Origin of the sequence: Pseudomonas sp. HPB0071, assembly GCF_000478505.2 — a bacterium.
Classification (GTDB): domain Bacteria; phylum Pseudomonadota; class Gammaproteobacteria; order Pseudomonadales; family Pseudomonadaceae; genus Chryseomonas; species Chryseomonas luteola.
In genome coordinates, this window is sequence record NZ_KI517368.1 from 182,810 (window position 1) to 197,817 (window position 15,008).

The 15,008-nt window shown below is 54.7% G+C and carries 16 protein-coding genes and 2 pseudogenes; 10 read left to right on the plus strand and 8 right to left on the minus strand.

Translation table 11 applies throughout. The features are described 5' to 3' along the window. Window positions 1-51 precede the first annotated feature (51 nt). The 3 genes from HMPREF1487_RS20480 to HMPREF1487_RS20490 all read right to left on the minus strand — a co-directional run bounded on the left by HMPREF1487_RS20480 (window position 52) and on the right by HMPREF1487_RS20490 (window position 3,997). A complete protein-coding gene (locus HMPREF1487_RS20480) occupies window positions 52-1,686 on the minus strand; it encodes an APC family permease (RefSeq protein ID WP_010798639.1) in 1,635 nt (544 codons plus the stop codon). A gap of 84 nt (window positions 1,687-1,770) precedes the next feature. Then, window positions 1,771-3,027: an NAD(P)/FAD-dependent oxidoreductase gene (locus HMPREF1487_RS20485; RefSeq protein ID WP_010798640.1), complete on the minus strand. Its 1,257-nt coding sequence runs from the start codon at window positions 3,025-3,027 to the stop codon at window positions 1,771-1,773. A 7-nt stretch (window positions 3,028-3,034) separates the two neighbouring features. Continuing rightward, complete coding sequence (locus HMPREF1487_RS20490; RefSeq protein WP_010798641.1) at window positions 3,035-3,997, minus strand: bifunctional Delta(1)-pyrroline-2-carboxylate/Delta(1)-piperideine-2-carboxylate reductase; 963 nt, start codon at window positions 3,995-3,997, stop codon at window positions 3,035-3,037. 105 nt (window positions 3,998-4,102) lie between these two features. Here HMPREF1487_RS20490 and HMPREF1487_RS20495 point away from each other — a divergent pair, with 105 nt between their 5' ends. After that, complete coding sequence (locus tag HMPREF1487_RS20495) at window positions 4,103-4,879, plus strand: AraC family transcriptional regulator (protein WP_010798642.1); 777 nt, start codon at window positions 4,103-4,105, stop codon at window positions 4,877-4,879. A gap of 352 nt (window positions 4,880-5,231) precedes the next feature. Here the strand turns inward: HMPREF1487_RS20495 and HMPREF1487_RS28470 are convergent, their stop codons facing one another. Together HMPREF1487_RS28470 and HMPREF1487_RS28475 are read right to left on the minus strand one after the other, a co-directional pair. Further along, a complete protein-coding gene (locus HMPREF1487_RS28470; RefSeq protein WP_371106397.1) occupies window positions 5,232-5,753 on the minus strand; it encodes a methyl-accepting chemotaxis protein in 522 nt (173 codons plus the stop codon). Window positions 5,754-5,771: 18 nt separating this feature from the next. After that, a pseudogene (locus HMPREF1487_RS28475) lies at window positions 5,772-6,542 on the minus strand (PAS domain-containing protein); the annotation flags it as partial. A gap of 325 nt (window positions 6,543-6,867) precedes the next feature. On the opposite strand from HMPREF1487_RS28475, the gene HMPREF1487_RS20505 reads away from it, so the two are divergent. Next, window positions 6,868-7,245, plus strand: a complete 378-nt coding sequence (locus HMPREF1487_RS20505; RefSeq protein WP_010798644.1) for a VOC family protein — start codon at window positions 6,868-6,870, stop codon at window positions 7,243-7,245. Between the two features lie 100 nt (window positions 7,246-7,345). Here the strand turns inward: HMPREF1487_RS20505 and HMPREF1487_RS20510 are convergent, their stop codons facing one another. Both HMPREF1487_RS20510 and HMPREF1487_RS20515 read right to left on the minus strand, forming a co-directional pair. Beyond that, a complete protein-coding gene (locus HMPREF1487_RS20510; protein WP_026003721.1) occupies window positions 7,346-7,687 on the minus strand; it encodes a carboxymuconolactone decarboxylase family protein in 342 nt (113 codons plus the stop codon). Between the two features lie 152 nt (window positions 7,688-7,839). Then, complete coding sequence (locus HMPREF1487_RS20515) at window positions 7,840-8,775, minus strand: LysR family transcriptional regulator (protein ID WP_010798646.1); 936 nt, start codon at window positions 8,773-8,775, stop codon at window positions 7,840-7,842. Window positions 8,776-8,920: 145 nt separating this feature from the next. Here HMPREF1487_RS20515 and HMPREF1487_RS27405 point away from each other — a divergent pair, with 145 nt between their 5' ends. The 8 genes and pseudogenes from HMPREF1487_RS27405 (at window position 8,921) to HMPREF1487_RS20550 (ending at window position 14,114) form a co-directional block, all read left to right on the plus strand. After that, window positions 8,921-9,094, plus strand: a complete 174-nt coding sequence (locus tag HMPREF1487_RS27405) for a hypothetical protein (RefSeq protein WP_010798647.1) — start codon at window positions 8,921-8,923, stop codon at window positions 9,092-9,094. A gap of 40 nt (window positions 9,095-9,134) precedes the next feature. Further along, window positions 9,135-9,686, plus strand: coding sequence for an ester cyclase (locus HMPREF1487_RS20525; protein WP_010798648.1), 552 nt, complete (start codon window positions 9,135-9,137; stop codon window positions 9,684-9,686). A gap of 252 nt (window positions 9,687-9,938) precedes the next feature. Continuing rightward, a complete protein-coding gene (locus HMPREF1487_RS20530; RefSeq protein ID WP_010798649.1) occupies window positions 9,939-10,946 on the plus strand; it encodes a zinc-binding alcohol dehydrogenase family protein in 1,008 nt (335 codons plus the stop codon). 21 nt (window positions 10,947-10,967) lie between these two features. Beyond that, window positions 10,968-11,483: a DJ-1/PfpI family protein gene (locus tag HMPREF1487_RS26385; protein WP_010798650.1), complete on the plus strand. Its 516-nt coding sequence runs from the start codon at window positions 10,968-10,970 to the stop codon at window positions 11,481-11,483. Continuing rightward, window positions 11,480-12,649 carry an L-dopachrome tautomerase-related protein gene (locus HMPREF1487_RS20540; RefSeq protein WP_010798651.1) on the plus strand — a complete coding sequence of 390 codons (1,170 nt, stop codon included), beginning with the start codon at window positions 11,480-11,482 and terminating at the stop codon, window positions 12,647-12,649. The genes HMPREF1487_RS26385 and HMPREF1487_RS20540 overlap by 4 nt, the downstream gene beginning before the upstream one ends. A gap of 16 nt (window positions 12,650-12,665) precedes the next feature. Further along, window positions 12,666-12,779 (plus strand): annotated as a pseudogene (locus HMPREF1487_RS28480) (hypothetical protein); the annotation flags it as partial. 4 nt (window positions 12,780-12,783) lie between these two features. Beyond that, window positions 12,784-13,443, plus strand: coding sequence for a glycine betaine ABC transporter substrate-binding protein (locus HMPREF1487_RS20545; RefSeq protein ID WP_245960708.1), 660 nt, complete (start codon window positions 12,784-12,786; stop codon window positions 13,441-13,443). 17 nt (window positions 13,444-13,460) lie between these two features. Beyond that, window positions 13,461-14,114: an oxygen-insensitive NAD(P)H nitroreductase gene (locus HMPREF1487_RS20550; RefSeq protein ID WP_010798653.1), complete on the plus strand. Its 654-nt coding sequence runs from the start codon at window positions 13,461-13,463 to the stop codon at window positions 14,112-14,114. 86 nt (window positions 14,115-14,200) lie between these two features. Here the strand turns inward: HMPREF1487_RS20550 and HMPREF1487_RS20555 are convergent, their stop codons facing one another. After that, window positions 14,201-14,962, minus strand: a complete 762-nt coding sequence (locus HMPREF1487_RS20555; RefSeq protein WP_010798654.1) for a ParA family protein — start codon at window positions 14,960-14,962, stop codon at window positions 14,201-14,203. Window positions 14,963-15,008 lie beyond the last annotated feature (46 nt).

The following is a 15,008-nucleotide window of genomic DNA, read 5'->3' on the forward strand; positions in this document are numbered from 1 at the left end:
TATAACGCTCAGGCAATACAGGTGCGGTACCTTACAGAGGCTCAGCATCAACTACCGTAACGGCATGACAGGAATATTCTTAGCCGGGCCGTGTTCTTCGACGACTGCCGCGCCCGCATTCGATTCATCGCTGTCCAGGTCCACTAGATGCGAAGGCACTCCGCTAGCGGCGCCCCAGTAGTAGATGACCAGCGCAAACAAGGCTATGACTGCGATGTCGTAGGGATGGGTCAGCCAACCAGTGCCACCAAAGCTTCCCTGGTAGGAAAGGCCAATCATTCCAGCATAAAACGCAACCAACCAGGCCGCGCTCTTTATCTGCTGCTTCAGGCTTACGTCACGAGTCGGCGCCCACTTTCCACAGAACACATAGATCAGCGCCATTACCATTTGCAGCCCCAGCAGCCAGACTATGGTACTCCAGGCGGACCAGTAAACGATAAGCGCCGCAACCATGAATGAAACCGGCCCGATTACTCCGAACGCCCGGACCTTGAAAGGACGTGGCAAGTCAGGCGCGTTACGGCGTAAGGCTGCCACTGAAAGTGGTGCGATGGCATAGCTCAGAACCAGCGCTGCCGATACCACATTGATCATGGCCTCCCAGGAGGGAAACGGCAGTGTCCAGAGCAGCGATAGCCCGAATGTCAACCACAGCGCTGGTCGAGGAATGCCCGACTCGGTGTCGACCTTGGTAAAGAGCTTAAACAGTGTTCCGCTCTTGGCCCAAGCATAAACGACCCTGGGAGAGGCGTTCATATAGATATTTCCGCATCCAGTGGGTGAAATTACCGCATCACATACCACCAGAAAAGCCAGCCAGCCCATGCCAAGCAGAATCGCAATATCCCTGAAGGGAAGACTCATTTCCTGGCTGACCGCTTGCCATCCCTTGCTTAACAGTTCGGCAGGAACACTTCCCAGAAAGGCTATCTGCAACAAGACATAGATCAACGTAGAAAACAGAACCGATAGGATCAGTGCAATCGGTATGGTTTTCTGCGGATTATTCACTTCGCTTGCAACCGAGATGATCGGTGTCAGGCCCAGATAAGCAAAAATGATCCCACCTGCCGAAACCGCCATTTCAATCCCTGAAAGCCCAAAAGGCACAAACCCTTGTGCGCTAAAGTTCTCAGGTTTGAAAAACGCAAACAGCACCACGATTACCGCCAGCGGCACAAAGAACTTGAACACACTGATAAAGTTGTTCGCTCTTGCAAACGTCTTGACGCTTGAATAGTTGAGCTTGAAGAAGAGACATAATAACGCGAATTGAACCAGCCATCCGAGTAGTGTTGGACTACCCCCTTGCACCTGGGTGAGGCTGGGAAACCAGGCAGACGCATATTGGCGCGCAGCAACGACTTCGATGACTACAAGGCTCGTGAAAGCAATCACCGTGATCGAGCCCATGAGGTACCCCATCAGCGGTCCGTGGGAATATACCGGATACCGGATGATCCCTCCGGTTCTTGGCAGAGCAGCACCCAGCTCACAATAGACAATGCCCAGCAGCAGCACAGCAAAGCCACCAATAAGCCAAGACAGAATTCCGGCCGGCCCTGCGATGGAGGACACGTGACTGGCCGCAAAGAGCCAGCCGGAGCCAAAGGTTCCGCCCAACCCTATGAGGGTCAGATCGACAAGTGACAGGTTCCGCTTGAATCTACCCTGAGAAGGCATAGTTATTACCCTTTATAAGTTTTATAGGCAGGTGTTGAAACGCAACGGTGTTATGGTTGCGAGGGCGGCCGATCCGCTGGCCGCTTAGAATCGAGTTATTCGAAAGGGCTTGAGGTTGAGGTCACAAGGCATACCCATCAGCCGCTGACTAAGCAACCGCCCCGTAATGGCAGCCTGGGTAAGACCCAAATGCTGGTTACCAAATGCAAACCCGAGATGGGCATGATCCGGATGTACATCGATGACCGGAAGCGAATCAGGAAGCGTAGGCCGCTTGCCCATCCACTCACTGGCCTGATTGATCAACTCGCTACGGTGTGGAAATAACTGACGAGCATGATGGCGTAATGTTTCGAATCGAGCCGGCTGGGCCGGCAAGGTCAGCCCGCCCAGCTCGCTGATACCGACAACTCTGAAACCGCTATTTAGCGGACTTAAAAACACCCGACGATCAACCGAACAGACTGGGCGATTCAGAAAAGTTTCAGAGCTTTGCACGCTCAGGTGATAGCCCCGTTCAGCCATCAGCGGGACGCTTATGCTTAGCGTTTTTAGCAGCTCACCGCTGCTTGCGCCGGCACAAAGGGCCACCTTGGAGAACATTCGGGTTTCCAGGCCAAGCTGAAGCTCGATACGGTGAGCATCAACTACCCGTATCGCAGCAACTGGCTGCTGCATAAACACGCCGCCTGCTGAGGTATAGGCCTCAAACAGCGCCGCACCCAACCAGGCGGGATCACGTACACGGTAGGCTTCGGGAAAATGCAGGGCATGGCTCATACGGCCCGCTAGATTAGGCTCCATATCGTCCAATTGCTGTCTCTCGATTAGCTCTACAGGCTGATCCCATGCCTGCAGGTGCTTAACCTCGCGGCGAGCAGCCGATAGGCCCGCAGCCGACTCCCAGGCCAGCAAATAGCCGCACCTCACCAACAAATCGGATTGCCCAATGGAGGAAAGGCACGCTTGCCAAGCCGGTACTGCCTGGCGATTCAAGTCGGCCAAGGCTGTTCGGGAAGCATTGACCATGGCGGGACCGGCTGCCCGAGTAAAACGTGCAAGCCAGGGCAAACTGGCAGGAAGGTTCACCTTGGGAATAACTAATGGCCCATGCCTGTCCAGCAGCAGACGTGGCGCACTTTTGAGTGTGCCCCAAGTGGATAATGGATCAATCGACTCCGTTGCAAGAAACCCTGCATTTCCCCAAGATGCGCCCTCACCCGGCCTGCCAGCATCTATTAACGTGACCTTACGGCCCTGCCGTTGCAGCGCTAGCGCCGTGCAAAGTCCAACCAGGCCAGCCCCAATAACCGCACAGCGCAACGAATCTAAAGCCTCCATGATGCGCCTACCTGTTTGCTGATGAACGTTCATAGGCCAGTATGGCGGCAGCCAAGTCCTCCACAGAGGCGCCGACAGACTTGAACAATGTCATTGCAGCATCAGGACTCTCCAGCGCAGCGCGCCCCTTGTGCTTACCGTTGCAGAGGTCGCTGAATTCGGCTTGAATGGACTGCGGTGTGATAACGCCTTGTTTGATGGGAGTGATCAAATCACCCGTTTCGGAAAGTGTACCTTCGCGCGTATCGACAAAAATTGCACAGCGGCGAACCACATCATCATCTGCCTCACGCATCTGAGGAGTAAAGCTGCCCACCAGATCCACATGCACCCCGGGGCTCAACCATTCGCCCTTGATCACAGGCTCATTAGCAAGCGTTGCACAACTAATGATGTCGGCGGCTACGGCAGCCTGCGCAAGTTCATCCGGCCGTACTGCTTGCGCTACTATTCCCTGCTGGATGAGTTCCTGGGCAAAACGCTCGGCAGAAACCTCGTTTCGATCGTAAATTCTGACCTGTTCGATCTGCCTTACCGAGAGATGGGCAGGAACAAGATAATGTCCCATACGCCCAGCCCCAACCATCAGCAGTGTTTTCGAGTCGGGCCGGGAAAGATACGTTGATGCCAGTGCCGAAGCTGCTGCGGTGCGGCGTGCCGTCAGTTCATTTCCGTCGAACTGACCTAGCGGGAGACCTGTCTTGCCACAGCTGAGCAGGTAATGACTACTCAAGCCCGGCTTGCCTCGAGCGTTGTTACCAGGAAAGACATTGACCTGCTTGACGCCCACATACTCACCTTCGATCCAGGCGGGCATCAGCAACAGCATGGCAGCAGGATCTCCAGGTACTTCGATACGGTGATGATGGCGCACCGGCGAGTGGGCCGTACGCGTGAAGATTCGGGAAAGGGCCTCGATAAGCGCAGGCCAAGGCAAGGCCTCAGCCAACTGTTTTGCGTCTAGATACATAGTAGGTACTCGACATCAAACGAGCCCCCAGCCTAGTATGCTAATGCAAGCCTATGTTGACCCAGATTATGACAGCCTTGTCTCAAACTATTAGGTTTACGCGCTGTGCAGACTTCCTTCCGAACTAATCTCATTGCGACCAGCCATGGCGTCCATACCCATAGCTATCCCCAGATACTGATTGGTCAACAAGGAGTTATGCATTGTGAGCTGCCTGCCAACAGCGGAGAGGTCGCGCGTGGCGCCATTGGCCTCTTGCCCTGCGATACCGAACACCGGTATCGCGGTGCCTCCGAGCGGTGCCAGTTGCTGGTAATCGACCTCAACGTCGAAGACGCCTTCATCAAGGCCTTTGAGGAGGCCTGCACGGTCTCTATCGAATCGCGACTGCTGAGCGAGCCTGCTCTACTGCCTCCAAGTCCGGGTGTGCTAAATCTGCTAAGCTGGACGGACTATCAGGTTCGCCACCTGAACAGCCATACCATGCCGGTACTTCAATATCAGTTGATCTCGGCTTTTCTAGGAGAATTGATACTACAGGGAGCATATACACCCGTTGCCTCTCTAAAATCAGGCAGGCTCGAAAAAGCCCGCCTTGATGATTATATAGATCATCATATGCATCGGCTTATAGAGAACGAAGAACTGGCCAACCTCTGCCATGTCAGCACAAGCCATCTGTATGTGTTGATCAAACAGCTCTCAGGCCTGAGCCCTCAGCAATACATAGCTGCCCGACGCATGCTCAAGGCACAACAGCTGATCAACGAACGAAAGTTTAATTTGATTACTATTGCTCACCGGGTGGGCTTCTCGGACGGCGCCAGTTTCAGCCGGGCCTTTCGCCGCCATTTTGGCCATGCTCCCAGCGCAGCGAATTAATGTAGCAAGAGGCTTTAAAACTGATCTGAGTCAAACATCCAATGTTAGCCAAGACTCCTACAATTAATCCGGCCTTTCCTGTGCGACAGACTTTTTCTGCTAAAGCGAGGCTATTTTGTAGGAAACAAAAAACCCGCCGAAGCGGGTTTTTGCTGACCGTGCTCGATATCCGTATCAAGCTGCCATCCTGGCTTGGTCATCATCCTTGACCTGACTGAGCGCGTCCTGCGCTCCATCCAATATGTGTAGATTAGGACATGACTTAGCTGAGTAATAGCGCTGCTTTTCCCACGCTTGTGTAAGCCTTTTGCTATAGATAAAGCAGCTTGGCCCTACACCAGACTTATGCCGACTAGAGCTCGCTGGCAAAGCGTTTGACTGCTCCCACGACCTGTTTTGCCCCCTCCTGAATCTCGACGATCGCCGTACCGGCTTGTGCAGCCAGATCCAGTCCCCGCGCGGCCTGTTCACGGCTGCTGGCCATGCCGCGTACGGCGGTTTCGGTCATTTTCTGATTCTGCTGCACGACGCCTACAATTTCTTCAGTCGCCGAGCTGGTACGCCCTGCCAGTTGTCGTACTTCATCAGCGACCACGGCAAAGCCTCGCCCCTGCTCGCCGGCACGAGCGGCTTCGATTGCGGCATTAAGCGCCAGCAGATTGGTTTGTGCAGCAATGCCGCCAATTGTCTGGACGATGGAGTTGATCAGCAGTGACTGCCGGTCTAGCGCTTCGATCCCCTCGGCAGCAGCCTGCATTTCAACCGAAATCTGCTGCATGGTTTCGACGGCATTATTCACGACCGCAGCGCCCCGCTGAGCGATGATGTCTGTTTGCCTGGAGATATCAAAGGCTATTCTGGCCGCTTCGCGCACCTCGGCCTCCCGAAGTACCTGATCCGTAATGACCGTTGCGAATTTCACGACCTTGTAAAGTCGGTTATGTGAGTCATAGACTGGGTTGTACGTAGCCTCGAGCCAGACTTCGGCACCGTGACTATCGACTCGCCTGAAGCGGCCGGCAACAAATTCGCCCCGGTTCAGCTTGGCCCAGAATGCCTCATACTCTGCAGAGGATGCTTCTTGCTGTGTGCAGAAAATGCGGTGGTGCTTACCTGCTATCTGCGGCTCTGAATACCCCATCGTCCTCAGAAACAAGTCGTTAGCCTTGATCACCGTACCGTCAAGGTTGAACTCAATGACTGCCGTAGAGCGCAGCAATGCGTTGATGAAGTGCTCGTTCTCCTTGGCTAGTTCGATGGTTTTGGTCACTTCCTTGCCAAAGCCCTGGATATAGGAAAGCTTATTCTCTTGGTCGCGGACAGGTTGCCAATGAATACTTAGCCAAGCGAGCGCGCCATCCTTGCGGATATAGCGATATTCGTCACTGACCGGGAGCCCTTTGGCAACGGCTGCACGAAAGTTGTGGAAGCATGGCAACGTCTTCACATAGGGAGGCACAATATCTGCCATTGGACGTCCTATCACCTGGTCAGCCGAGTAGCCCAGCGTCTGAAGAAATTTGCTGTTGGCACTCTGAATACGGAACTCAGGATCAAGGGTCAAGGCGACCATGGAATCGTTCATTCCGTTGATGATCTGACGTAACGCTGTCAGCTCTTCGGCCTGGACTTGCAAGTCCTTTTTCAAGCGAGCATTGAACATGATGCACCGGCTAAACCAAGAAAGGGGTCGATGGTTAACGGCAGGGCTGGAGTATTTCTTGAGTAGCCAAAGGCAACTTTTTTCTTAATATCCAAGGTACATCAAATCGCTCTAGCTGAATGCTTTCAGCATAGAACTCATGAGCAACGGCGGCTAACTTGGTTACCTGTTTACTTTGCTCAAATGTGTCTTTCAGGTATGTACATATATATGGGCTGGTATTATAGCTTGATAAGTCTATTGAATGCGCCGTTGTTGGACGAGGCCACAGCAAAGGCTCTATAAATCGCACCATTGTCAGCGTCCGATGCACAAGAGGTACGCCATGCAGATCGACAGGATCGACCACCTTGTTTTGACCGTTTGCAACCTTGAGCGGACCTGTGACTTCTATACTCGTGTGCTGGGCATGGACGTCATCACATTTGGCGAAGGACGTAAGGCCTTGGCGTTTGGCGAGCAGAAATTCAACCTGTATGAAGCGGGAAAGGAACTCGAGCCCAAAGCCGAGAGGCCGGCACCGGGTGCCGTCGACATTTGCCTGATTACCCGTATGCCTATTGAGGATGTCGTGACCCATCTGCATTCGACAGGCGTTACAGTGATTGACGGACCGGTACGGCGTACCGGTGCCACCGGAGCAATCGTCTCGGTTTATTTTCGAGACCCGGACGGTAACCTAATCAAGGTATCGAATTATTAGTTATCTTCAAAGGTAACTTTTACGAAAGCATCCTGACAGCGAATCGATATCGTCAAAATTCGATCAGCGGCCAGGAGCACTGCAAGGAGATCCGCTTTCGCTACACGGAAGTCTTGGCCGCGTACGCATCCATTACACGGGCTGAATACACCATAGCCGCACCCGCATTGATTGCTACCGCTACGCCCAGCGCTTCGGCAATTTCTTCTTTACTGGCGCCTTTCTTGATAGCGGCATCGGTATGGACCGTGATACAGCCATCGCATTGACGGGTGACGGCAACGGCCAGCGCAATCAACTCACGCGTCTTGGCATCTAGGTGATTGGTCTTGTTACCCGCCTCGCTCAAGAGCGAGTAACCGCGCACCGTATCAGGGCTCAGCTTGCCAATTTCGCCAATGGTGCTAACCAGTTGCTTCTGATAGGTGTTCCAGTCGTACATCATGGTGATTCTCCTGCTATCGGTTGGAGTGATATGTTCCCAGTGTTGAAAAGCAGTATCGGGAACGTCTGTGCCGATAGTAGGAGTGCTTCGAGCGGGTAAACACCGCCATGACGCGATAACACTTTCACTCGATTCGGGAAAATCTGGCGTCAGGCAATGCGTTTCGTATCGAGCTCGGAATAGGCCTGGATCAAATCTGCAAATCCCGACCTGAGCCACTCATACAGTAGCCTGACGCCAGGAGAGAATTGCTTGCGGTGCGGGCAAACCATATGCAGCGCACAACTCTCACCGGGAATCTCCGGCAGCAGGACCTCCAACCGCCCGGCCAATACGTCTGCACTGACATCCAGCCATGACTTGTAGATAATCCCTTCGCCCTCAAGTGCCCACCGGCGAACGATATCAGCATCATCACTCATCAGTGGGCCTTTGACGGCGATGGTTTCACGGCGACCGTTGACGTCGGGAAAGACCCAATTGTCATACACCCGACCATTGAGCATATAAAGCAGGCAAGGGTGCTCCGCCAGATCCTTGAGAGAGGCCGGCCGCCCGTGCCGCTCGAGGTAAGCAGGGGACGCGGCCAGCACCCGCCGATTCTCAGGCGCCAGTGGTAAGGCAATAAAGCTTGCGTCCTCCATCATCCCGTAGCGCAAGGCCACATCAACCGGATCGCGAAAGACATTCGCCACCTGATCGGACAGAAACAACCGAAGCGCAAGACGGGGATGCTCGTGGCGAAATGCCGTGAGTCTTGGCAGGAGCACGTTACGTCCCAGGTCTGAAGGTGCAGCCACCTGTATGACGCCCTCTAGAGCAGTGCTTTCCGGCTGAAGCCGCTCACGGCCTTCCCTGAGTGTACTGAGCACATCATTGGCATAGGGCAAGTACCGCTCCCCCTCCCCTGTCAGCCGGAGGCTGCGTGTTGAGCGCGCAAAGAGACGGATATCAAGCTCGCGTTCAAGACGCTGAATTGCAGCACTGACCTGCCCTGGCAGGAGATCCGCCTCTCTGGCCGCCGCCGAAAAACTGCCAAGCGCTGCCGTGCGAACAAACAAGGCCAGATCGTCGAAACGGATCATTTTCACTCCTCCTGAGAAAGTGCTGCTTGATTCTGCGGGTTTTTTTAGAGCTTGGCGACAGTGAAGATGCGGTCATGGCATGCAACGTCCCGATGCGAACGTAGCGACCCATCCCGTTATCCCGACACCACCTCAAGGAATTCTCATGCGCCGCTTACTCAATGAAGATACATCCGCCAAAGCCCAGTTCGAAAAAGACCGCGACACAGCCGAGAAGTGTACAGAGGCGAAGCCGTCATGCCATGACAAGAGCCCAACGCTGCCAACACTCGAAGCGGTAATAGAGCCGCCTTTCTGGATCACCAATGGTCTGCCTTGATCATCCACAAACCCATCCGGTTTCAGAATGGAGATATTCCATGCCCAACACTTCTCGTTTTTCCCTGGCCGCTACAGCGGCATTTGCGTTATCCGCACTGCTTGCTGGCTTTACCCCTCAGGCTCAGGCTGCTAGCAATCCCTTGATTGAGCCTCGTGTGCTGATTGTTGACCCGGCGGCACAAGCTGATGCAGCGGTCCAGGCAGCACGCCGATATGGCACTTTCTGGGCCACAGGTAACGAAGAGTTGGCCCGGGAGGCGCTTGCGCCTCAGTTCATGGATCGCACCCTGCCGCCAGGCAGAGCTCAAGGAGTAGAAGGGCCTCTGGCGGCCTCGAAGGCTTTTCGCGCCGCCGTACCGGATCTGGACTGTCAGATCGAGCAGATGATCGTGGCGGGTGACCGGGTTGTGGCGCATCTGCGTTTTACCGGTCATTTCAGCGGGCAATTCCAGGGTATTAAAGGCAAGGGACAGCCGATTGATTTTATCGCGACCGACATCTACCGCATCGCCAATGGCCGCATCCAGGAGAACTGGCACATCGAAGATAACCTGACTCTTTTGCAGCAACTGGGTGTAGTTGGAGCATAGCGGCTACACGCCAGACGTCATCTTTTTCCAGCCCCGGCTCCGTCAAGGCAACCGGGGCTTTATTTTTCCAGGGGGGATCCCTGGCGCGGCGTCAAAGCACTCATGCAGTATTGCTTTCCGCTTACTTCACTCCATTTTCACTGCGCCAGTGAAAGTCCTGCCCGTTTCGATGGCTGTTTGCTCCCGTCGTGAATCGCGATGATGGCTCCACGGTTAACGCCACTGTTCGTATGTTCACTTATGGAGTCCAGCATGAAAGCGATTGCCTATACCCAGCACGGCCTGTCCATCGATGATTCTCGCTCTCTGGTTGATATCGAGCTGCCCAAGCCAACCCCTGGTCCACACGATCTTCTGGTTGAGGTTCAAGCCGTTTCGGTGAACCCTGTCGACACCAAAGTCCGTAGTGGTTCGCCCACTGACACACCGCGTGTGCTTGGCTGGGATGCGGTAGGCATCGTACGTGAGGTGGGGTCAGAGGTGACACTCTTCCAACCGGGTGATGACGTTTACTATGCCGGCTCGATTACCCGCCCTGGCACCAACAGTGAGTTTCATCTGGTGGATGAGCGTATTGTAGGCCGTAAGCCCGCCTCGCTAGGCGCGGCCGATGCCGGTGCACTCCCTCTGACATCCATAACCGCCTGGGAATTGCTCTTTGATCGACTAGGCATTCTGGAGAATGGTGGCAAAGGCGAAAGTCTTCTGATAGTCGGCGCCGCAGGCGGGGTCGGCTCAATCCTGACGCAACTGGCCCGACAGCTCACCCAACTTACCGTTATCGGTACGGCTTCGCGCCCTGAAACCCAGGAATGGATCCGAGCGCTTGGCGCGCACCATGTGATTGACCATAGCCAGCCACTCACTGAAGAACTGGCTCGCATCGGTCTCAAGGAGGTCAGCCATGTTATAAGCCTGACTCATACCGATAGCCATTTCCCACACCTTATCGAAGTGCTTCGCCCACAAGGGCGCCTCGCGCTAATCGACGATCCCGATACGCTGGACGTAGTACCCATGAAGCGCAAATCCCTGTCATTGCACTGGGAGTTGATGTTTACCCGCCCGATGTTCGAAACATCCGACATGATCCGCCAGCATGAGCTGCTGAACCGGGTAGCGGAGCTTATCGACCAAGGCGTGCTGCGCTCTACGCTGGGAGAACATTTCGGCCGGATCAATGCGCAAAACCTGCGCCGTGCCCACGCCCTTATCGAGAGCGGGAAGGCCAAAGGCAAGCTTGTCCTGGAAGGCTTTTAGCCTCTGATAAGGAGTAGCCCCATGTCACGTATTGCTGCAGTCAGCACGACAACATCCCTGCTTCCGAAGGACATGCTCGACATCGTGTCCTTCTGGCGGCAGGCAGGTCATGAAACCTGTATGTTCTTGTGCGATGACCAAGCGCCTCTGGCACATATTGACCCTGTCGAATTCGACGCCCTGGTAGTGCTTGGTAGCAGCGATACGCTTTGCCCACTCGGTTACAACGAGTCGCTATGGAATAGCGTGCAAGGCTTCGATGCCATCAAGAAGACGGTTGCCGGCATAGGGACTGGGGCATTGGTACTGGCCCATGCCGGCCTGCTGGTTGGCAAGCGTGCCACCTGCAATCCAACACCCGCTGTGATCGCTGACCTCAAACTACACGGCGCCCTATACAGCAATGAATCACCTGTCGTGGCCGGCTGGATCGTAACAGCGACACGAGGGGGCACTCATTCTTTTGCCGAAGCCGTTTTGGATAACTTAGCCGCCGCTAAGGCACCCCGTTTTCATTTACAAGGAGCCACCCAATGAAGCATTTGATTCCCACCCTGCTGGCCGCAACCATTGCCGCCGTGAGTACATTGTCGTTTGCGGCAGCTCCTGCACCACAGGACCTGCCACATGAGACATCCATTGGCCAGCTGGAACCTGTGTTTGCGTTCTATGACGCCATGCCGACCGGCGTTACGGTTTCCGAGCAAGGCCGCCTCTTTGTCAATTTCCCACAATGGGGTGACAACGCGCCCTTCAGCGTTGGCGAAATACGCGACGGCAAGGTAGTCCCCTACCCTGATCAGGCCATCAATACGCCTGATCAGAAGGCACCCGCCAAGCACTTCATCAGCGTGCAAAGCGTTGTGGCGGACGGACAAGGACGCTTGTGGGTACTAGATACTGCTGCGCCGAAGTTCAGTGCTCCTCAACCTGGCGGCGCCAAACTGGTCGCGATCGACCTTAAGAGCAATAAGGTTGTGAAGACGCTGGTTTTCCCTGCCAACGTCATCCTGCCGAGTACGTATGTCAATGACATGCGCTTTGACTTCCGTAGCGGGAAGGAAGGTACGGTGTATGTCACCGACTCGTCTGTCAGCGGGCCGGGTGCCATCATTGTCATGGATATCGCCACCGGCAAGGCGACTCGCCGTCTTGATGGAGATATCTCGACCTCTGCCGACAAGCGTTTTATTCCTACCGTGGAAGGCGAAGCCATGCTGGCACGCGGCGCAGATGGAACCGCTAAACCGTTTGGTGTGGCATCCGATGGTATTGCCCTGTCGCCGGACGGTCAGACGCTCTACTTCAGCCCACTTTCGAGCCGCCACCTTTATGCAGTACCAACCCGTCTGTTACGGGACGAGCATGTGACTGAAGCACAGCTATCGGCTGCGGTACTGGATATGGGCGAGAAAGGCGCCTCCGATGGCCTTGAAGCCGATGCCAATGGCGCCGTCTATGCCAGTGACTACGAGCACAACGGTATTCGCAAACGGCTTGCCGACGGCACTTGGCAGACCATCGTCCACGATCCTCGTGCAATCTGGCCTGACACCCTGTCCATCGGGCCGGATGGCTATCTCTATTTCACGGCTAATCAGCTAAATCGCCAGGCTGGCTTTCATGGCGGCAAGGATCTGCGTACCAAGCCTTACAGCCTGTTCCGTGTGAAGATCAACGCCGCTCCGGCGCCAACCCGCTAATACGGGAGAGCTCATCATGCATAATCCGATTCGTATAGGTCATATTGGGCTGAGCTTTCATGCTGCCAGTGCCGCCGTGGTACAACGTATTGTTGAGCGTCATGGTTATCGCGTAGAGAGCGTAGCTGCTCCCCATGAAGCTATGTTCAAGCACTATGGCGCTGGAGAAGTGGACTTTTTGGTATCGGCCTGGCTACCGGCCAGTCATGGGGGGCTATCTGGCTCCCTATGCCGAACAGACCCATACCCTGGGCGTTCTATATCAGCCGTACTGTATCTGGGGCGTGCCGGACTATGTGCCTGCCGAGGCGGTGGCAAGCATCGATGATCTAAAGCGACCTGACGTTGCGGCACATATGAGTCTGCTGATACAGGGCATCAATCCGGGAGCCGGTATCAGCCGCTTTTCGCGTGACATCATTGAGCAGTATGGCCTTGATCAAGTTGGCTATCACTTCGCCAACGGTACGCAAGCCCAATGTTTCGAGCGATTCGAGCAGGCCGTAGAGCATCGCGAATGGATCGTCGTCCCCCTCTGGCACCCTCAGTTCCTGCATTACCGCTACGCCATCCGAGCGCTACACGAACCACGCGGCCTTCTGGGTGGCCAGGATGACGCCACGCTGATTGTGCGCGAAGAAACGGCTGCCCATCTGGCGCCGGCACTGCTTGATGAGCTTTCTCAGCTCTCGCTGGGAAACGCCACAGTCAGCGAACTCGATTACTGGATCTGCCGGGAAGGGCTTTCGCCTCTGGAAGCGGCTGATCGCTGGCTGGCCCAATCTTTCACCTGACCTGAGAGAAGATACCTATGAATCTATCTACATTACTTAGTCAGCGGTACACCACCAAGGCGTTCGACCCTTCGCGAAAGATACCGCACGCCACGCTTGAAGAACTGCTTGGTTTGCTACGCCAGAGCCCTTCTTCCGTGAACTCACAGCCCTGGCATTTCGTGGTTGCCTCAACTGACGAAGGCAAGGCTCGCTTAGCCGTCTCGACACAAGACACGTTTGCCTACAACCAGCCCAAGGTGCTTAATGCGTCCCACGTCATAGTGCTCTGCACACGCACCGATATGACCGAAGAACATCTTGGCGCCATCCTGGAGCAGGAAGATATCGCTGGTCGCTTCCGGTCTGAAGAAGCCAAGGCCACACAGAACAAGAGCCGTCGTCATTACGTGAGTCTGCATCGCTACGACCAGAAGGATTTGCAGCATTGGATGGAAAAACAGACCTACCTGGCCTTGGGAACGCTATTGCTGGGTGCTGCCAGTCTGGGTGTCGACGCCACCCCCATGGAAGGTTTTGACTCTCGCAAGCTGGATGAAGAGCTCGGCCTTCGTGAACAGGGCTTCACGAGTCTGGTTCTGGTAAGCCTTGGCTATCGAGCCGATTCGGACTTCAACGCGAGTCTGCCCAAGTCACGCTTGCCAGCTGAGCGCCTCTTCACTTATGTATAAACGGGCCAGGCGCCAGACAAAGAAACTGTTTGGCGCCTACCCTTTTGGATACAGGCATGAGCAGCTTGCCTTGATCATATATGCCGCTATCGCTCCAGCCAGTCGAACAACGCCTTGTATTGTTGGGTCAACTTGTGGCCAGGGTCCAGATGGATAAGCGGCTTGCTCTGCTGGTGGGACTCTTTCATCTTGACCGACCCCATAAGGTACGTCGGGATAATCGGCATGTCCGTCTTTTCCAGTTCACCTAACAGCGCTCGAGGAACACCGGCATTGGCCTGGAACTGATTGACGACGATGCCTTCCACACGCAAACGATCACTGAAGTCCTCCTTGATCTCTTCAATATCAAGAAAGAGCTCACGTAACGCATTAAGCGAAAACGTATCGCAATCAAAAGGAATAAGGCAGCGGTCAGCTGCAATCAAGGCCGATACACTATAAAAATTCAAAGCCGGTGGTGTGTCGAGATAGATACGATCGTAATCATCGATCAACTTCTCGAGGTATTTTCCCAACTTCTGGATTTTATATTTGGCTTCGAGCTTCATCTGAATATCTTCCAGCTCGCGGGAAGCCGTTATGATGCTCAGATTATGAAAGGGCGTCTCGAGAATAGAAGCCTTGGCTTTCTTGGCCGAATCAGAAACCGTTTGCTTGAAGAAGTCGGCAATACCGGCCGGAATCTCGTCGCCTATAAAGCCTGTCAGATAATGAGTGGAATTGGCCTGTGGGTCCAGGTCAATCAGAAGTGTGCGAAAGCCCTCAGCGGCGCTGATGGCGGCGAGGTTGCAGGCAATACTGGTCTTGCCCACGCCTCCCTTTTTGTTGAAAACCGCTCTGATCATTTGCTTTGAAAACTGCTCCTTGCATGGTAAGACGGTAGTGAGCACA